This window comes from Thalassospira sp. MCCC 1A02491, assembly GCF_001613785.1.
GTDB lineage: Bacteria > Pseudomonadota > Alphaproteobacteria > Rhodospirillales > Thalassospiraceae > Thalassospira > Thalassospira povalilytica.
This window is the reverse complement of record NZ_LPVX01000029.1, coordinates 78,634-98,146: the sequence shown is the minus strand read 5'-3', so window position 1 is coordinate 98,146 and position 19,513 is coordinate 78,634. Positions and strand designations below refer to the sequence as shown.

The following is a 19,513-nucleotide window of genomic DNA, read 5'->3' as shown; positions in this document are numbered from 1 at the left end:
GCCCTGTTAAAGCACACCTTATCGCATTATCAGCTTTGCGAAGAACCGGTGTTCGGATCCCCATAGACTTCGCGGGCGCGATTTTCGAATGCGCCAACCATCAGCTTGACTGCTTCGTTAAAGACGACACCGATCATCTTTTGCAGCAATGCCGAGCGGAATTCAAAATCGACAAAGAAATCAAGCCAGGTCCCACCATCTTCGTCCTCTTCGAATACCCAATGGTTATTGAGGTATTTGAACGGCCCCTGAAGATATTCGACATCGACGCGATGGGGGCGTTGAAGGGTGACTTTGGACGTGTATTTTTCCCGAAACATCTTGAAGCCGATTACAAGATCGGCCTGCAAGACATCGCCATCACGCTTGCGCACCCGTGATGCAACGCACCACGGCAGAAACTCGGAATAGGAATCGATATCCGCGACGAGTTCAAAGAGCTGTTCCGGCGTATAGGGCAGTTTCCTGCGCTCTGCATGCGTCGGCACTCGTATCTCCCCTTGTCGTCGCGCGTATCGTTTCAGGTTTACTGGGCAGCGACTTCTGCGCGTGCTGCCTTGGCTTTTGCTTCTTCTGCGGCGGCGAGTTTTTTCTCGCGGGCTTCACGCAGCTGTTCGAAGTCACGATCAGCGTGATAGCTCGAACGGGTCAGCGGCGTTGCCGACACCATCAGGAAGCCCTTGCCACGTGCCATCGACGCATATTCGTCAAACTCGTCCGGCGTGACAAAGCGATGCACCGGTTCGTGTTTCAGCGTCGGCTGAAGATACTGACCGATGGTAAGGAAATCGACATCCGCCACACGCAAGTCATCCATCACCTGTGCCAGTTCCTTGCGTTCTTCGCCAAGACCAACCATCAGGCCGGATTTGGTGAAGATGGTCGGGTCAATCTGCTTGACGCGATCAAGGATACGCAGCGACTGGTAATAACGCGCGCCCGGACGGATATTGGTGTAAAGACGCGGAACCGTTTCAAGATTGTGGTTGAACACGTCCGGACGGGCCTTGGCGACGATTTCAACGGCACCTGGCTTGTCACGGAAGTCCGGTGTCAGAATTTCAATGGTGGTTTCCGGCGACTTGTAGCGGATGGCTTCGATCACGCGGGCAAAATGGGCTGCCCCGCCATCGGCAAGATCATCACGGTCAACCGAGGTGATCACAACATGCTTGAGCTGCATGTCGGCAACGGCCATTGCAAGGTTTTCCGGCTCGAACGGGTCAAGCGCGTTTGGCATGCCGGTCTTCACGTTACAGAACGAACATGCACGCGTGCAGGTATCGCCCATGATCATGAAGGATGCGTGCTTCTTCTGCCAGCATTCCCCGATATTCGGGCAAGCGGCTTCTTCGCAAACCGTATGAAGGTTCAGGCCACGCGCAAGTTCGCGGGTTTCCTGATAACCCTTGGAGGTTGGCGCCTTGACGCGAATCCAGGACGGCTTGCGTCCGGAAGGACGATCAGGCCGTTTTTGTTTTTCCGGGTGACGAAGTGCTTTTGCTTCGTTGCGCGCCGTCGACATAGAGTTACCTCCGAAGGATTGGACGGGCGGCAATTTGCCGCCACGTCACGCATTTGTCAAACCGACATTCGTCAAAAATGGTCATACCGGGCATGTGCGCCCGGTAAAACGCAATATTTTAGAAGTGGATCGCACGCCCGTAAGCGTCAAGGACCGACTCATGCATCATTTCCGAAAGGGTCGGATGCGGGAAGACCGTATGCATCAGATCTTCTTCGGTCGTTTCAAGGCCCATCGCAACAACAAAGCCCTGGATCAGTTCGGTCACTTCGGCGCCCACCATGTGCGCACCAAGTAATTCACCGGTCTTGGCATCAAACACGGTTTTGACCAGACCTTCGGCCTCGCCCAATGCAACCGCTTTGCCATTGCCGATGAACGGGAATTTACCGACCTTGACGTCGTAACCCGCGTCCTTGGCCTTGGCTTCGGTCAGGCCGACACTTGCGACCTGCGGGTGGCAATAGGTGCATCCCGGGATCTTGAGCGGATCAATCGGATGGACGTTTTTAACGCCCGCGATTTTTTCAACACAGATCACGCCTTCATGCTCGGCCTTGTGGGCAAGCATCGGCGGGCCGGCAACGTCACCGATGGCAAAGATGCCCGGTTCGGCCGTGCGGGAATATTCATCGGTGCCAATGACGTTGCGATCAACTTTGACCTTGGTGGTTTCAAGACCAAGATTTTCGGTATTGCCGATCACACCAACAGCCGAAATCACGCGATCAACGGTGAGTTCCTGTTTCTTGCCGTCTTTGGTTTCGACCGTCACAACAACATTGTCTGCATTGCGTTTGAGATTGGCGACCTTGGCTTCGGTCAGGATTTTCATCCCGTCCTTGGTCATCATCTTCTGAGCAAGGGCTGCGACTTCCTTGTCCTCGACCGGCATGATCTGCGGCATGATTTCAACCACGGTCACATCCGCACCCATGGTGTGATAGAAGCTGGCAAACTCGATCCCAATCGCGCCAGAACCGACAACAACAAGGCTTTTGGGCATTTTGTCAGGCGTCATCGCCTTTTTGTAATCCCAAACAACTTTGCCATCGGCTTCGAGACCGGGCAGCGAACGGGCGCGCGCACCGGTCGCGATGATGTAATTTTTCGCGGTATAAGTGCCGGCATCCTTGCCCGTTACAACGATCTTTTTCGGACCGTCAAACTTGGCTTCGCCGTTGATCACGGTGACCTTGTTCTTTTTCAGAAGATGACCAACGCCACCAGCAAGTTGCTTGGACACGCCGCGCGAACGCTGAATGACCGCATCAAGATCAAAGGACGGTTTTTCGCAGGACAGGCCATATTCCTTGGCGTGTTTCATGTTGCGATAAACTTCGGCCGAACGCAGCAGCGCCTTGGTCGGGATACAGCCCCAGTTCAGGCAAATGCCACCAAGATGTTCACGTTCAACAACGGCCGTTTTCAGGCCAAGCTGGGCAGAACGGATTGCGGTTACATAACCACCCGGACCTGCACCAATCACGATTACGTCGAAATTGCTATCCGCCATCGTAGGATCTCCTTCGCCTGCCCGTATCCGGTCACAGGTCTTAAAATTCAAATGCTTGCGGGGACTTTCGAAAGTCCCCGCGCAACTTTGGACCGTTAGAGCAGCATGCTCAGCGGGTCTTCAATCAGCTTTTTGAATTCGGCCATGAACTGGGCACCGACCGCACCATCGACCGCACGGTGGTCGACAGAAAGCGTGCAGCTCATGACGGTCGCGATGGCAAGTGCGCCATCCTTGACGACCGGGCGCTGTTCACCGGCACCAACGGCCAGAATGCAGCCCTGCGGCGGGTTGATGATGGCAGAAAATTCCTTGATGCCAAACATGCCAAGGTTGGAAACCGAGAAGGTCCCGCCCTGGTAATCTTCGGGCATCAGCTTGCCATCACGGGCCTTGCCAGCCAGTGCTTTCATCTCGGACGAGATTTCAGCAAGACCTTTGGAACCGGCATCACGAACGACCGGCGTGATCAGGCCACCATCAATGGCAACCGCCACCGAGATATCCTGTTTCTTGCACTGAAGGGTCGCCTTGTCGGTCCAGATGGAGTTGGCAGCCGGGACTTTCTTAAGCGCCAGCGACACCGCACGAATGACAAAGTCATTGACCGAAATCTTGACGCCGTCACCGGCTTTTTCATTCAGCTGCTTGCGGGTTGCCAACAGATTGTCGAGTTCGCAATCGACCGTAAGGTAGAAATGCGGAACCTGCTGTTTGGATTCCGTCAGGCGACGCGCGATGGTTTTGCGCATGCCGCTGTTCGGGATTTCCTCGTATTCCGGCAGACCGGTAAGATCCGGGTTCCAGCCCGAAGCGGCCGGTGCTGCTGCCGCAGCAGGTGCAGACGGTGCTGCTTTTTCGGCGGATGCGGATTCTGCTGCCGGTTTTGCCGATTTGGCGGCTTCGACATCACGTTTGACGATACGGCCACGCGGGCCAGAACCGGTAACCGATGCAAGATCAACACCGTCATTGGCGGCAATGCGACGCGCAAGCGGGCTTGCCTTGATCCGATCACCACCCGAAACCGGTGCGGCCGGGGCCGGGCCGGCTTTTACTGGTGCATCTGACTGGGCCGGTGCCGACGAAGATGCGGGCTCGGACGGGGCTTCGGCCGCCGGGGCAGCACCCGCAGCAGACGTATCGGCACCATCCAGCGCGCTTTCGTCTTCGTCTTCTTCAAGCAGAAGCGCGATGACTTCGTTTACAGCAACACCTTCGCTGCCTTCGGCAACAAGGATTTTACCGATCTTGCCTTCGTCGACGGCTTCGACTTCCATCGTGGCTTTGTCGGTTTCGATTTCTGCGATGACATCGCCCGATTCAACGGTGTCACCTTCCTTGACGTGCCATTTTGCCAAGGTGCCTTCGGTCATGGTCGGCGACAGGGCCGGCATCAATACTTTTACAGGCATGAACACATTCTCCCGGTAACGGGGCGGCGCACATTGGACGGCGCCTGCCCCTGTCCGTATCACTTAGCGATAGCAAACGGCCTTGGCCGCATCGACGATGTGCTGCTCTTGCGGAAGCGCAAGCGCTTCGAGATTTGCAGCATACGGCATCGGAACATCTTCGCCGGTCACGCGGGCAACCGGTGCATCGAGATAGTCAAAGGCATGTTCCATGACCACAGATGCGATTTCCGAACCGATACCGGCGAAGTGCCAGCCTTCTTCACAGGTAACAAGACGGTTGGTCTTCATTACCGAGCGAATGATGGTGTTCACATCGAGCGGACGAATGGTACGCAGGTTGATGACCTCGGCCGAGATGCCCTGCTCTGCCAGCTGTTCAGCAGCCTTGAGCGCCTTGCCAACCATGATCGAGAAAGCAACGATGGTGACATCGGTTCCTTCGCGTTCGATTTTGGCCTGGCCGATCGGCAGAACGAAGTCGTCATCGTCGGGAACTTCGAAGCTCTGACCATACATGATTTCGTTTTCGAGGAAGACGATCGGGTTCGGATCACGGATCGCGGCCTTAAGAAGGCCTTTTGCGTCAGCTGCCGACCACGGTGCAATCACCTTAAGACCCGGGCAATGTGCATACCAGGATGCATAGCACTGCGAATGCTGTGCGCCAACACGGGCAGCAGCACCGTTCGGACCGCGGAAGACAATCGGGCAACCAAGCTGGCCACCGGACATGTAAAGCGTCTTGGCCGCAGAGTTGATGATGTGGTCAATGGCCTGCATGGCGAAGTTGAATGTCATGAATTCAACAATCGGCTTGAGGCCCATGAATGCCGCACCCGTTGCCATACCGGTAAAACCGATTTCGGTAATCGGGGTGTCGACAACACGGCGGTCACCGAATTCGTCAAGCAGCCCCTGGGTGACTTTGTAGGCACCCTGATACTGTGCGACTTCTTCACCCATGACGAAGACGTTTTCGTCACCACGCATTTCTTCGGCCATTGCATCACGCAGGGCTTCACGCACGGTCTGGGTTTTAAAGCTGGTATAGGTCTTTTCGTCCTGGGTCGCGTTCATCACGCTCATGGCGCGCGGCTCGGCGTCCGAACGTTCGATTGCGCCGCTGGCCGCAACCGGTGCGGCACTTGCCGTGCTTGCAGCCGGTGCTGATTCTTCGGCCGGTGCAGTCGGTTTTTCTTCGGCAGCCGGTGCAGCGCCGCCAGACGATGCAGAAACGTTATCAAGCGCGGATGCGTCTTCGCCTTCTTCGAGGATATAGGCGATAACAGCATTCACTGCGACATTTTCAGTACCTTCGGCGATGACGATCTTGCCCACAGTACCTTCATCGACAGCTTCGACTTCCATCGTTGCTTTGTCGGTTTCGATTTCTGCGATGACGTCACCGGATGCGATCGTGTCGCCTTCCTTGACGTTCCATTTGGCAAGCGTGCCTTCGGTCATGGTCGGCGACAGGGCCGGCATCAAAACTTCAATCGGCATTGTTCCCTCTCTCCCGGGAAATATCGGTCAAAAGCGGTTCGCGAAAGTCGCGATCACGCGTCGATCAGAATATCGGTGAACAGTTCAGAAACATCCGGTTCCGGGCTGTTCTGCGCGAACTCGGCCGCTTTTGCGACTTCGGCTTTCACTTCCTTGTCGATATCCTTAAGGCCAGCTTCGTCGATGATGTTGCCATCGATCAGCAGCTTTTTGACCATATCGATCGGGTCGTGTTCCTTGCGCATCTTGTCGAGTTCGTCCTTGGTGCGATATTTCGCCGGGTCCGACATCGAGTGACCGCGATAGCGGTATGTTTTCAGCTCAAGGATATAAGGGCCTTTGCCTTCGCGGCAGTGAGCAACGGCGCGTTCACCGGCTTCCTTGACCGCGAGAACGTCCATGCCATCGACCTGTTCGCCCGGAATGCCATAGGCCATACCGCGCTGATAAAGGTCCGGGCTGGACGAGTGACGCTGGGTCGAGGTGCCCATGGCGTACTGGTTGTTCTCGATGCAATAAACCACCGGAAGCTGCCAGAGGGCGGCCATGTTGAAGGCTTCATAGACCTGACCCTGGTTGACGGCACCGTCACCAAGATAAGTCAGGCAAACACGGTCTTCACCGCGATATTTGTAATTGAAGGCAATACCGGTCCCCAGCGGCACCTGGCCACCGACGATCCCGTGGCCGCCATAGAAGTTCTTTTCTTTCGAGAACATGTGCATGGAGCCGCCTTTACCGCGGGAATAACCGCCTTCGCGGCCCGTCAGTTCGGCCATAACCCCACCGGCATCCATGCCGCAAGCCAGCATGTGGCCGTGATCACGGTAACTGGTGATCACACCATCATCACCCGTGATGGCAGACTGCATGCCGACAACAACGGCTTCCTGCCCGATATACAGGTGACAGAAGCCACCAATAAGACCCATGCCATACAACTGACCGGCTTTTTCTTCAAAGCGGCGGATCAGCAGCATTTCACGGTAATATTTGAGGAGATCGTCACTGCTCGCCTGGTTGTCGGCGCGCGTAGTGGCGCGTTTGCGTTTCGTGGTCGCCATGTTTCCTCCCGGTGGATGGCTATCGCTTAAGCATCATGTATGAGCGCTTAATTCGGTACTGGACCACCGAAATGACTACCTAAAACGACCTCCAAGGGCAAGCAATCAAACGCCGAATAAACTGTTGTTTTGCAACGCACAATCACAAATAAACCCGATTTTAGTTAATTTGTGTATTTTGGCAAATATACAGAGATTGAGTATTTTCAGCGACTTGGGCGAATGCGTTAAATTTCGTTCATTCCCCTGCGTCACAAATGCTATGCTTTTATGACGATAATACCGCATAGCCGTTCTAGATCGAAAACAACCCAAAGAATGCATTCATTATCAATGCAATCAACCGATCCGGCCAGTTTTCCGACTATAAACCAGAAGTCAGTTTAAACAATACCTTACCGGCAAGCGATCATTGCTGACCAGATTTCACAACCAGGAATTTCTTTGATTTTTGATGTGACAGTGTGCCGCAACGGCCAATTTCCCCGCCCAAACACAGGATACCACGCCCCCGGATTCTCTGGGCGGATGCGATCAGCCGTTCGGGAACAGATCAGTTGGTGTGGGCAGCGATGGTGGTCATATCCTGATAACCGTCATGATGAAAGATGATGACGTCATCGGGATGTGCGGCATTCAGCATCGCACGTGCGCGTTCATCGAGAAGATCGGGATCAAGATGATTGGCGCGCAAGGAAATGACATGCTGTTCAAGCTTTTTGCGGCGCTCGGTCGTTTCATCAAGCACCTTGGCAATTTCGGTCACCCGGTCCTGCATCGACCAGTAGGTCAGCAGACCACGTTCACCTTCCACACTGTGAAAGATGAAATATGCCATGACTGTAAATGCGATGACCGGCGCGACTGCCTGTTGCAGACGACGAAAAACCGGTGAGTGTGACGACATTTACCCTTGCCCCTTGCGCGGAAACGCGACTTTGACCGCATCACTGACCATTTTGAAACCAAAACAAGAAAACAACATACGTCATTTCCCTTTGCATTCAGCAACTTGCCTTAGAACAAAGTCATAGATCGGCCAATATTACGCACCAAGTAACACAGACATTGGTAAAAATAGCGTTAAACGGCACCCTCAAGCACCGCAATTTACGGTCAATCAGATAGTTCTGATTTACTGTTTTCCACTGTCAGTCAGCCCGCAAAACGCCATCGAAACAAAAAACGGGATGCACCAGTTTATGGCGCATCCCGCAGAAATCCGGTGATATGAAATCACCCGTTCCGGTTATTTCAGGATCGAACGACCCGGATAGTAGGCACCGGCATCAAGCATCTCTTCGATGCGGATCAGCTGGTTGTATTTTGCCATACGGTCAGAACGCGACAGCGAGCCGGTTTTGATCTGACCACAGTTGGTCGCAACAGCAAGATCAGCAATGGTCGAATCTTCGGTTTCGCCCGAACGGTGCGACATGACCGCGGTGTAACCGGCACGATGAGCCATTTCGACAGCTTCCAGCGTTTCAGAAAGCGTACCGATCTGGTTCACCTTGACCAGGATCGAGTTGGCCACGCCTTTTTTGATGCCATCAGCCAGACGTTTCGGGTTGGTGACAAACAGGTCATCACCGACAAGCTGGGTCTTGGCGCCAATGGCAGCCGTCAGTTCAGCCCAGCCATCCCAGTCGTCTTCGGCCATACCGTCTTCGATCGAGAAGATCGGGTATTTTCCAACAAGGTCGGCCCAGTATTTGACCATGCCGCTGGAATCAAGGGTCTTGCCCTCGCCCGCCAGGACATATTTGCCGTCTTTGTAGAATTCGGTCGATGCCGCATCAAGGGCCAGAACGACGTCTTCTTCCGGACGATAACCGGCAGCTTCGATCGATTTCATGACATAGCTGATGGCAGCTTCGGTCGATGCGATGTTCGGCGCAAAGCCGCCCTCGTCACCGACGTTGGTGTTCAGACCATCTGCCGACAGCGCCTTTTTCAGGTTGTGGAAGATTTCCGCACCCATGCGGATCGCGTCAGAACCGGTTTCTGCCGATACCGGCATGATCATGAATTCCTGAACGTCGATCGGGTTATCGGCGTGCTCGCCACCGTTGATGATGTTCATCATCGGGACCGGAAGCGTACGGGCAAAGGCACCGCCGACATAACGGTAAAGCGGAAGACCTGCGTCCTCAGCAGCCGCCTTTGCAGTCGCAAGTGAAACGCCAAGAATGGCATTGGCACCCAGACGGGACTTGTTATCCGTGCCGTCGAGTTCGATCATGACATTGTCGACAGCAACCTGGTCTTCGGCATCCATGCCGACCAGCGCTTCGAAAATCTCACCATTGACCGAGGCAACAGCCTTGGTCACGCCTTTGCCAAGATAACGGTCTTCCTTGTCGCGAAGTTCAACAGCCTCGTGGGCACCGGTGGATGCACCCGACGGAACGGCTGCACGACCAAAGGCGCCATTTTCCAGAGTTACATCAACTTCGACCGTCGGGTTACCACGGCTGTCAAGGATTTCGCGGCCGCGAATATCGATAATAGCGGTCATGACAGAAACGTTCTCCTCACTGGTAGGAACCATGCCTTTTTGTCAGGCATGCAGGTTACAGCAAAAAAGAATGCCGCCAATGACGATTGGCGGCATTTGAAAATCATGCGTCAAACATATCCAGACGAACCGGATTGGCTTTTGCCACTTTGTCCAGTTCCATCAGGACCGAAAGAACTTCGGGTAATTTGTTCAACGGGATTTGGTTCGGGCCATCCGAAATGGCCGTTGCCGGATTATCGTGGGTTTCGATAAACAGTGCTGCGATACCAACCGAAACGGCTGCGCGGGCCAGAACCGGCGCGAATTCACGCTGGCCGCCGGACGACGTGCCCTGGCCGCCTGGCTGCTGAACCGAATGGGTTGCATCGAAAACAACTGGATAGCCCTGACGGGCCATGGTGGGAAGTCCGCGGAAGTCCGTGACAAGCGTGTTATAGCCAAAGCTGGTCCCACGGTCACAGAGCATAATATTGTCATTGCCGGTCGCGGCAAGATTGTTGGCCACATTGGCCATGTCCCAGGGTGCCAAGAACTGGCCCTTTTTGACATTGACCGCACGACCGGTTTTGCCCGCTGCCTGCAACAGATCCGCCTGACGGCACAGGAATGCCGGGATCTGAAGAATATCGGCAACTTCGGCAACCGCCGCACACTGGTCGGGCAAATGCACATCCGTCACGATCGGAAGACCGGTGACCGATTTGACCTCTGCCAGGATATCGAGACCTTCGGACAGACCAACACCGCGCTTGGATGTGGTGCTGGTGCGGTTCGCCTTGTCAAACGAGCTTTTGTAAACCAGACCGATGCCGAGCCCTTCGGACAGTTCCTTGAGGGCTGCGGACATTTCGAGTGCATGTTGACGGCTTTCGATCGCGCACGGCCCGGCCAGAACGGCAAAGGGCTTGTCATTGGCGATTTCGATATTGCCGACTTTGACAGTTTTAATTTCGGTCATTGCGATGACTTTCATTCAAGCATTCGGCCATTCACGTATACAGCACGCGGCCATTCGCGCAATCAGACTGCGTGCCAATTATACCAGACGGCTGCGCTCTTTGGCGGCCTTGATATATGACACGAACAGCGGATGCGGGTCGAGCGGACGCGAACGCAGTTCCGGGTGGAACTGGACACCGATGAACCACGGATGATCCGGGTATTCAACGATTTCCGGCAAACGACCATCCGGCGACAGGCCCGAGAATTTAAGACCTTTTTCCTCAAGCTGCGACATGAAGTTTACGTTAACTTCATAGCGATGGCGGTGACGTTCCAGAACGGTTTCACTGCCATAGATGTCGCGTGCACGGGTGCCGTCAACCAGCTTGCACTCATAATTGCCCAGACGCATGGTGCCGCCAAGGTCATCTTCGCCGGTACGACGTTCAACCGAACCGCCATCCTTTGCCCATTCGGTCATCAGACCAACAAGCGGGGTTTTGGTCGGGCCGAATTCAGACGAAGATGCATCTTTCAGACCGGCAAGGTTACGGGCTGCTTCGAGAACAGCCATCTGCATGCCAAAGCAGATACCGAAATACGGCACCTTGTTTTCACGGGCATAGCGTGCTGCGGCAATCTTGCCTTCTGCGCCACGTTCGCCAAAGCCGCCCGGAACCATGATCGCATCAAGCTTGGACAGGATTTCGTTGACGTTGCCTTCTTTTTCCAGCTCGTCAGACGCAATCCATTCCAGATTGACGCGGACCTTGTTGGCGATACCGCCATGGGTCAGGGCTTCGGTCAGGGATTTGTAGGCATCGGGAAGCTGGATGTATTTGCCAACGATACCGATGGTGACCTCACCTTCCGGGTTGCGGATGGTGTTGCAGATGTTTTCCCACGGTGCCAGATCCGGGTCCTGGGCCTGAAGACCGAAGTGATGGAGAACTTCGCTATCAAGGCCGTACTGGTGATAGCTGATCGGCACCTGATAGATGTTATCGACATCATAGGCCGGAATGACTGCTGCTTCGCGGACGTTACAGAAACGCGCGATCTTGCGGCGTTCATTGATCGGAATTTCACGATCACAACGGCACAGCAGAATATCAGGCTGAATACCGACACTTTGCAGTTCCTTGACGGAATGCTGGGTCGGTTTGGTTTTCAGCTCGCCTGCGGTCGAGATATAAGGCACCAGAGTAAGGTGCATAAACAGCGTGCGGCCATCACCAAGATCGTTGCCCATCTGACGGATCGCTTCAAGGAATGGCAGACTTTCAATATCGCCAACCGTGCCGCCGATTTCGACAAGAACAAAGTCCTCGGTCGCGTCAGACTGAACGAATTCCTTGATCGCATCGGTGATGTGCGGAATGACCTGAACGGTCCCGCCAAGATAGTCACCGCGGCGTTCGCGGGCGATCACGTTCGAATAGATGCGCCCGGTGGTCACGTTGTCGGAACGGCGGGAAGAAACGCCGGTGAAACGTTCATAGTGACCAAGATCAAGGTCGGTCTCGGCACCGTCTTCGGTCACATAGCATTCGCCATGCTGGTACGGGCTCATGGTGCCCGGATCAACGTTGATATACGGATCAAGCTTGCGCAGACGAACTGTAAAGCCGCGTGCCTGTAACGAAGCACCCAAAGCAGCGGAAGCCAGGCCCTTGCCCAGCGAAGAAACAACGCCACCGGTAATAAAGATATAACGAGTCATTTCTTTGCCTCATCTCAAAGCACAAAGCCTCGGTTCAATGCCGTTTAGTGCATCACGAACCGGGGAATACAACAATCAAAAATTGAGGCGGCAAGTTTGCCGCCTCGTGTCGTCGGTTAATTTGTTTAGCGGGTCGGAGCCGCGGGCCCGGTATCCTCGGCGGGTTCAGTAACCGCCGGGGCCGAAGCCGGTGCCTGTTCCAGAATGGAAGCTGGCTTGGTGTGGCTGTTGGACTGCAGTGCAAGAATGATGCTGGTGATCATGAATGCACCTGCCAGAATCGCAGTGGTACGGGTCAGCAGGTTCGCAGCGCCGCGTGAACTCATCACGCCGAAGCCACCGCCTCCGCCGCCGCTGTTACCGCCGATACCAAGCCCACCGCCCTCGCTGCGCTGCACGAGAATGACGGCAATCAAGCCAAGCGCAAGAAGAAGGTGGATTACCAGAATGACTGTTTGCATGGTCTCGAAACTCTTGTCCTAACTTCCGATCCGAACGCAATTTGGCCCGGATCGGGCATAAATTTGATGCGTATTTAACGCGTTTTATGGCTGTTGGCTAGGCGCAAGTTTCAATAATTTTCCAAAAATCTTCAAGCTTGAGGCTCGCCCCGCCGACAAGCGCGCCATCGACATCTTCAAGGGCAAGCAATTCCGCCGCATTGGACGGCTTGACCGAACCACCATAAAGAATCCGGAATTCGTTCCCATCGGCAAAGCGTTTGACAAGCTCGGCCCGGATCGCGGTGTGAACTTCGGCGACTTCGGCAACACTTGCGGTACGTCCGGTTCCGATTGCCCAGACCGGCTCATAGGCGATCACGGTATTCTTTGCGGTTGCCCCGTCCGGAACCGAAACAGCCACCTGCCCGTTTACAACAGACAGGGTCGCACCAAGATCGCGTTCCTGTTCAGTTTCACCGACACAAACAACAGCAACCAGATCGGCATCATGTGCCGCAATGGCCTTGCGGCGGATATCCGTCGAACTCTCACCATGATCAGCACGACGTTCCGAATGACCGACCAGAACATACCCAGCACCGATATCGGCCAGCATGGGTGCAGCAATGTCACCGGTATGCGCACCCGATACGGCTGCGTGGCAATCCTGACCACCAACGCCAACTGCACTATCCTTGGTGACGCCAACCACATCAGACAGCAGTGTCGCAGGCGGACATACAAGAAGATCGCAGCCCAGAGTTCCCTTTTCGGATGCCTTTGCAGCAAGTCCGGATGCCAGCGCAAGACCATCCGCACGCAAACAGTTCATTTTCCAGTTTCCGGCGATCAGGGGACGGCGTTGGGTCATGGGAAGCTACCTCGTGCTGGTCGATTTCAGATAAATTCCTTTGATAACAATTCGATATTGCATCAATGGCAATCGTTACGAATTGTTACAGGATCAATTTCGAAGCGGCTTTTAGCATGTCCACCGCACCGGGCCAAGTCCCGGAAAACACGCGTTCATGCATTTCGTTTGGAATTGCAATGATCTTCTATGCAATCGGCTGTTGCCGCTGTTACCTCTCGCCATTAAGATGCCCGGCAATTTCGTCGGGATTTGCGTCCCTGGGCGATCATAATTAAAAGCTGTCGATACATTATATCGACACCAAACCACGAATTGTTAGGCTTATCATATGCTTGCTGGCATTCGCACATTTTCGAAATCAATCTTTGCCAAAGTGATCTTTGGCGTGATTGCACTGAGCTTCGTTATCTGGGGCCTGAACGCATCGATGCTGAATCTTGGCACATCGCGTGAAGTTGCCGAAATCGGCAGCCAGAAGATCACCCCGGTCGAACTGGAACGCGCCTTCCAGCGCAGCGTGCAGAATATGCGAAATGTATTCGGCCCGAATTTCAACCAGCAACAGGCTGTCCAGATGGGTCTTCTGAACAATACGGTTCAGTCGCTTGTCTCGCAGAAGGTGCTGCGTGAAGACGCCAAGGATATGGGGATCGGCATCAGCGACGATAAAGTCCGCGATACCATCTTTGCGTCGGACAACTTCAAGGACCCGACCACCGGCCAGTTCAGCCGCGACCGTTTCCTTCAGGCTCTTTACACTGCGGGCTACACCGAACAGGAATTCATCGAAGGTGTTCGTGGCGATCTGATGAGCCAGCAGGTTGTCGGCAGCCTGACCGGCACGGCATCCGTTCCGGAAATGATGGCCAAACAGATTGTTGCCTATCGCAATGAACAGCGTCGCGGTTCGTTCTTTGCCCTGAATGGTGCAGAGTTCGATGATATCGCCGTTGCAGATGACGCCACCCTTCGCAAATTCCACGAAGACAATGCAGCGCAGTTCACGGCACCGGAAAGCCGTGACGTAACGCTTGCAACGCTGAGTGCTGCGGACCTGATTGCGACGGTCACTGTTACCGAAGACGAAATCGCGGAGTCCTACAAGCAGCGCGAGGCAGAATTCCAGACCCCGGAAAAGCGCGTTGTCGAGCAAATCCTGTTTGCGCCGGGTGATGAACAGTCCGCACGCGAAGCTTACAAAAGCCTTCAGGGCGGTGCCGATTTCATGGAAACGGCCAAGGAAGCCGGCATGGATGAGTCGATGGTCAAGCTTGGCGAATTCACCGCCAACGACATTTTGCCTGATCTGAGTGCCGCGACATTTGCCCTGCCCGAAGGCGGTTTCTCCGAACCTGTTGAAACGGCACTTGGCTGGCATATCCTGCGTGTGACGTCGGTAACGCCGGGCAGCGTTCAGTCGCTTGACGAAGTCCGCGACGAGATTGTCGACGGTATCAAACAGTTCAAGGCCGAAGACGCGATCTATGATCTGGCGGCCAATTTCGACGAGGAACTGGGTGCTGGCACCCCGATCGAAGACGCTGCACGCGATGTCGGTGCAAAGACCTACAAGCTTAACGGCATTGTCCGTGGCGAAGGTCTTGCCGGCGAAAACATCGACGGGGCTGACGAGATCAATGAAAAGATCTTCGAGCTTGAAAACGGCGAGGAAAGCTTCCTTGAAGAAACCGCATCGGGCACCCGTTATGTTGTCCGGGTTGAAAATGTAACGCCGTCGGCATTGCGCCCGTTCGAAGATGTCCGCGAAGATGTCATTGCCGCCTGGAAGTCCGAAGAACGCCAGAAACTGATGGTTGCCAAGGCCGAAGAACTTGCCAACAGCGTCAACACATCGGGTGCCGACCTTTCAGCAGTTGCATCGGAAAATGGCGCATCGGTCAAGGAAAGCGGCCTGACAAAGCGGACAGGACAGGGCCTTGGTGCTGATGTCAATCCGGCGGTTGCAGCAGCCCTCTTCACGCTTGAAGACGGCAAGGCCAAGGCGATCCAGACCGGTGAAGACGTCCTGGTTGTGCGTCTTGACGAAATCAAGAAAGCCAATGTCGAAACCGCAGATGCCCAGCCGGTCAATGATGAACTCAAACAGGCAATCAATGAAGATATCCTGTCGCAGTATCTTGACTATCTGCGTGATGAAATCTCGGTCACAGTCAATAACAGCGTGATTAACGGGCTTTACGCCCCGTCCGCTGCAAACTGACAGCCACACAAAAGGGCGACCGGTTGATCCGGTCGCCCTTTTTCTTTTATGACATTTACGACCAAGACCAACATTTGGATAGACCATGGAAATCAAACCGGATTTCAACAGCTTCAAGCAAAATTACGATAACGGCGTCTCGCAGGTTCTCTGGACTGCGTTGACAGCCGATCTGGATACGCCGGTTTCGGCTTTCCTCAAGATCGCCGAAGGCATGCCCAATACCTATTTGCTTGAATCTGTTGAAGGCGGCGCTGTTCGCGGTCGGTATTCGTTTCTGGGCCTTAAACCCGACCTGATCTGGCGGTGTTTTGGCAACAAGGCCGAACTGAACCGCCGTGCGATGGCCGATGCCGACGCCTTCGTTGACGAAGCCGAAGCCCCGCTTGAAAGCCTGAAAAAGCTGATTGCCGAAAGCCATATCGAACTGCCCGACAATCTGCCGCCAATGAGTGCCGGTCTGGTTGGCTATATGGGCTATGACACAGTGCGTCTGATGGAAAAGCTGCCAGACAGCAACAAAGACGAACTTGGCGTACCTGATGGCATTTTCATTCGCCCGACCGTCACGGCAAGCTTTGACACCATCGAAGATACCGTAACCGTCGTCACCCCGGTCCGCCCGGAAGACGGCATTGATGCCAATGCGGCTTATGATCTGGCCTGTGCGCGGCTCAATGACGTGGTGATGCAGTTCCAGCGCAATCTGTTCATCGATCGCCGTTCCAAATCCGTGCCCGATACCCTGCCCGCTCCGAAGGTCAGCGTGGATGAAGCCGGGTTTTATGACATGGTCGACAAGGCCAAGGAATATATCCGGGCTGGCGACATTTTCCAGGTGGTGCTGTCGCAACGCTATACGCTGCCCTATCAGTTGCCGCCTTTTGCGTTTTATCGTGCGCTGCGCCGAATCAACCCGTCACCTTTCATGTTCTATCTTGATATTGGTGGTTTCCAGGTGGTCGGCGCCAGCCCGGAAATTCTGGTGCGGCTGCGCGACGGCGAAGTCACCATTCGCCCGATTGCCGGAACACGCCGGCGCGGCAAAACGCCAGAAGACGACAAGGTCATGGCCCAGGACCTTCTGGATGATCCGAAAGAGCGATCCGAGCATCTGATGTTGCTTGATCTTGGTCGCAATGATGTCGGGCGCGTGTCAAAACCGGGCACCGTGCGCGTCACAGATCGCGAACAGATCGAATATTATTCCCACGTCATGCATATCGTTTCCAATGTCGTCGGTCAGATTGACGAAACGAAATATGACGCCATGGATGCGCTCAAGGCCGGCTTCCCGGCCGGAACCGTATCGGGTGCCCCCAAAGTTCGGGCCATGGAAATCATTGATGAACTGGAATCGGTACGGCGCGGCATTTATGCCGGGTGTATCGGCTATATCTCGGCTGACGGGTCAATGGACACCTGTATCGCGCTGCGCACCGCCGTCATCAAGGACGAGAAAATCCATATTCAGGCCGGTGCGGGGATTGTCGTCGACAGCAAACCGGAACTCGAACACAAGGAATGCCGCAACAAGGCCGGTGCCCTGATGGCCGCGGCCCGCGAAGCATACCGATTTGCGTAATATCCAAGCTGATCAAATACCAAAGGGCCGCAATCATTTGCGGCCCTTTTAATGTCTGCATTTTTCAGAATATCAAACTAACCGGTTACGCTTTGTGATGACCGGCGCAAGATATCCGTGACCGGAACAAGCACAAAGCCGCGTGCTTCGATTTCGGGTATCCATTTTTGAAGGGCACTGATCGTCAGGTCACGGGGATGTCCAATGGCAATCGCATATCCCTGTTTGGCTGCTACACGTTCGGTACGCGCCAGCATTTCTGCGATTTTTTCCGCATCATCCGCATCATCGATGAAAACGTCGCGTGTGATGGCGGGAACGCCGAATTTGTTGGCGGTCGAATAGCCGACCGATGTGGCGCTTGTACGCGAATCAAGGAACATCAATCCGCGCGACTTCATGACTTCCATCACGATCCGCATCCGTTCCGGATCGGATGTGAATTTGCTGCCCATATGGTTGTTCACACCGACATAACCGTCAAACCGGTCAAGCATCCAGTTCATTTCACTGAGGATTTTTTGACGATCATAGGTCGCAAGCAGCGCGTGCGGCCCCGGATCCACCGCAGCAGATGACGGCTCCATCGGCATGTGAAGCATGACCTCGTGCCCGGCAGTGCGTGCGGCATTGACTTGCGGCTGCAAATCGCGAGCATAGGGCAAATAGGAAATCGTGATCGGTCCGGGCAGTTTGACCGTGCGCGCGGTGCGCGGCTGGTCCAGACCGGCATCATCAATCACGATTGCAATGACCGGTTTCTGCCCGGCATCGGGGGCAAGGGCTGCAAATTTGCGCCAGGGCACAGAATTGTCTGTCGGCGTAGCAGTTGTCAGCGCCGGGCTATCCGTACCGCTTTCACCAGGCAAGACCGATGTTTTGGAGTCTGGTTTCGGGTTTTCGACGAAATCGGACAGGTTTTGCCCACCCTGCCCCTGATTTTTGGTCTGATTTGCCGTCTGGCGCCCGTTTTCATCAATCAGATAGCCTGTGCGTCCCTGAATGCCCGTGGGCGGTGTGTCGGGAAGCTGATAATCCTTGCGCAGCATCGGCTTTGTTTCGGGTGCCGCAAGTGTATAGTCGGGTGCACGCTGATCGGATGCACGGCCGAACTCGTCGGACGCGCGGTCAAGTTCAAGCATGCTGCCAACGGCAATAATGGCCGACAGCGTTCCCGCAACAAAGGCACCCCCCAGCATCAGGCGGCCAATGCCACCCGATTTCTTTTTCGGTGCAGCTTTTTTGCGGTTGGATTTTTTGGGTGCCGCCTTTTTTCGTTTGGCGGTCGTTGCCCGGCGTGCCACGCGGTGGTCTCCAGTATCGTTTTCTGGGTCGCTCGTAGGCTCTGCGAAGATGACCTCGCAGCTCCTTCCCATATGGTGATTATAGACCGATCATGTCGGATATTGTCGGGATGTTTTAAATCGGTGCTGGTTAGCACCGGGTTAAGAGATCCTTTATGCGCGGGCGACAACAACCGGCTGTAGGAAAAAACCCTTACCCTGCTTCCGCTTGACGTAGCGGCAAGGGCGTTTATTCTCTGCCGACCTTCATGTGTACAGGCGCCTTTTCCGATGTATCTCCTCATCGATAATTACGACAGCTTCACATTCAATTTGTGGCATTATCTGCGCGAACTCGGCCCCGAGGTCGAAGTGCGCCGCAATGATGAGATTTCCGTTAAAGATGCGCTTGCTCTCAAGCCCGAAGGCATTGTGATTTCACCTGGCCCCTGTGATCCGGAACGCGCAGGTATCTGTCTTGATCTGATCAGGGAAGCAGCCGGCCAGGTCAAACTTCTGGGCGTGTGCCTTGGCCATCAATCGATTGGTCAGGCTTTTGGCGGCAAGGTTGTTCGCGCCCCCGAATGCATGCATGGCAAAACCGATGCCATGAACCATTCAGGCGCCAGCGTCTTTGCCGGTCTTCCAAGCCCGTTTGAAGCAACGCGTTATCATTCTTTGGTGATTGAACGCGAAACTTTGCCTGACAGTCTTGAAATCACGGCCGAAAGCGCGGATGGTCTGATCATGGGCGTTCGGCACAAAACCCATCAGATACATGGCGTTCAGTTCCATCCCGAAAGCATCGCATCGGAACATGGCCACGCATTGTTAAAGAATTTTATCGACTTTACCGGCGCCTGAAACCGCACCGGACCGCAAACCGAGGAAA

Annotated in this window: 16 protein-coding genes; 3 read left to right on the top strand and 13 right to left on the bottom strand. The window is 54.7% G+C overall.

Features of this window, described 5'->3' with window-relative positions:
• Positions 1–29: 29 nt before the first annotated feature.
• The 12 genes from AUQ42_RS10120 to tpiA form a co-directional block, all read right to left on the bottom strand.
• Complete coding sequence (locus AUQ42_RS10120; RefSeq protein ID WP_068518968.1) at positions 30–488, bottom strand: type II toxin-antitoxin system RatA family toxin; 459 nt, start codon at positions 486–488, stop codon at positions 30–32.
• A 38-nt stretch (positions 489–526) separates the two neighbouring features.
• Complete coding sequence (gene lipA / locus AUQ42_RS10115; protein ID WP_068518967.1) at positions 527–1,525, bottom strand: lipoyl synthase; 999 nt, start codon at positions 1,523–1,525, stop codon at positions 527–529.
• Positions 1,526–1,643: 118 nt separating this feature from the next.
• Positions 1,644–3,041 carry a dihydrolipoyl dehydrogenase gene (gene lpdA, locus AUQ42_RS10110; protein WP_068518966.1) on the bottom strand — a complete coding sequence of 466 codons (1,398 nt, stop codon included), beginning with the start codon at positions 3,039–3,041 and terminating at the stop codon, positions 1,644–1,646.
• Between the two features lie 95 nt (positions 3,042–3,136).
• A complete protein-coding gene (locus AUQ42_RS10105) occupies positions 3,137–4,456 on the bottom strand; it encodes a pyruvate dehydrogenase complex dihydrolipoamide acetyltransferase (RefSeq protein ID WP_068518965.1) in 1,320 nt (439 codons plus the stop codon).
• 63 nt (positions 4,457–4,519) lie between these two features.
• Positions 4,520–5,962, bottom strand: a complete 1,443-nt coding sequence (locus AUQ42_RS10100) for a pyruvate dehydrogenase complex E1 component subunit beta (protein ID WP_068518964.1) — start codon at positions 5,960–5,962, stop codon at positions 4,520–4,522.
• 53 nt (positions 5,963–6,015) lie between these two features.
• The gene (pdhA, locus tag AUQ42_RS10095) at positions 6,016–7,026 is read right to left on the bottom strand and encodes a pyruvate dehydrogenase (acetyl-transferring) E1 component subunit alpha (protein ID WP_068518963.1); all 1,011 of its coding nucleotides are present in this window, start codon (positions 7,024–7,026) and stop codon (positions 6,016–6,018) included.
• A gap of 553 nt (positions 7,027–7,579) precedes the next feature.
• Positions 7,580–7,933: a septum formation initiator family protein gene (locus AUQ42_RS10090; protein ID WP_068518962.1), complete on the bottom strand. Its 354-nt coding sequence runs from the start codon at positions 7,931–7,933 to the stop codon at positions 7,580–7,582.
• A gap of 342 nt (positions 7,934–8,275) precedes the next feature.
• Positions 8,276–9,547 (bottom strand): phosphopyruvate hydratase, encoded by a 1,272-nt coding sequence (gene eno / locus AUQ42_RS10085; RefSeq protein WP_068518961.1) that lies wholly within the window; start codon positions 9,545–9,547, stop codon positions 8,276–8,278.
• A 103-nt stretch (positions 9,548–9,650) separates the two neighbouring features.
• Positions 9,651–10,508 (bottom strand): 3-deoxy-8-phosphooctulonate synthase, encoded by an 858-nt coding sequence (gene kdsA / locus AUQ42_RS10080; RefSeq protein ID WP_068518960.1) that lies wholly within the window; start codon positions 10,506–10,508, stop codon positions 9,651–9,653.
• Between the two features lie 78 nt (positions 10,509–10,586).
• On the bottom strand, positions 10,587–12,215 hold the full coding sequence (locus AUQ42_RS10075) for a CTP synthase (RefSeq protein WP_068518959.1): 1,629 nt from the start codon (positions 12,213–12,215) through the stop codon (positions 10,587–10,589).
• Between the two features lie 125 nt (positions 12,216–12,340).
• Positions 12,341–12,676 (bottom strand): preprotein translocase subunit SecG, encoded by a 336-nt coding sequence (gene secG / locus AUQ42_RS10070; protein WP_068518958.1) that lies wholly within the window; start codon positions 12,674–12,676, stop codon positions 12,341–12,343.
• Positions 12,677–12,773: 97 nt separating this feature from the next.
• Positions 12,774–13,529: a triose-phosphate isomerase gene (gene tpiA / locus AUQ42_RS10065; RefSeq protein ID WP_068518957.1), complete on the bottom strand. Its 756-nt coding sequence runs from the start codon at positions 13,527–13,529 to the stop codon at positions 12,774–12,776.
• Positions 13,530–13,860: 331 nt separating this feature from the next.
• On the opposite strand from tpiA, the gene AUQ42_RS10060 reads away from it, so the two are divergent.
• Positions 13,861–15,753, top strand: coding sequence for a peptidyl-prolyl cis-trans isomerase (locus AUQ42_RS10060; protein ID WP_068518956.1), 1,893 nt, complete (start codon positions 13,861–13,863; stop codon positions 15,751–15,753).
• Between the two features lie 85 nt (positions 15,754–15,838).
• The gene (trpE, locus tag AUQ42_RS10055) at positions 15,839–17,338 is read left to right on the top strand and encodes an anthranilate synthase component I (RefSeq protein ID WP_068518955.1); all 1,500 of its coding nucleotides are present in this window, start codon (positions 15,839–15,841) and stop codon (positions 17,336–17,338) included.
• A gap of 77 nt (positions 17,339–17,415) precedes the next feature.
• On the opposite strand, the gene AUQ42_RS10050 is transcribed toward trpE, so the two are convergent.
• Positions 17,416–18,642: a divergent polysaccharide deacetylase family protein gene (locus AUQ42_RS10050; protein ID WP_068518954.1), complete on the bottom strand. Its 1,227-nt coding sequence runs from the start codon at positions 18,640–18,642 to the stop codon at positions 17,416–17,418.
• A gap of 270 nt (positions 18,643–18,912) precedes the next feature.
• On the opposite strand from AUQ42_RS10050, the gene AUQ42_RS10045 reads away from it, so the two are divergent.
• Complete coding sequence (locus tag AUQ42_RS10045) at positions 18,913–19,485, top strand: aminodeoxychorismate/anthranilate synthase component II (protein WP_068518953.1); 573 nt, start codon at positions 18,913–18,915, stop codon at positions 19,483–19,485.
• The last annotated feature ends 28 nt before the right edge of the window (positions 19,486–19,513 follow it).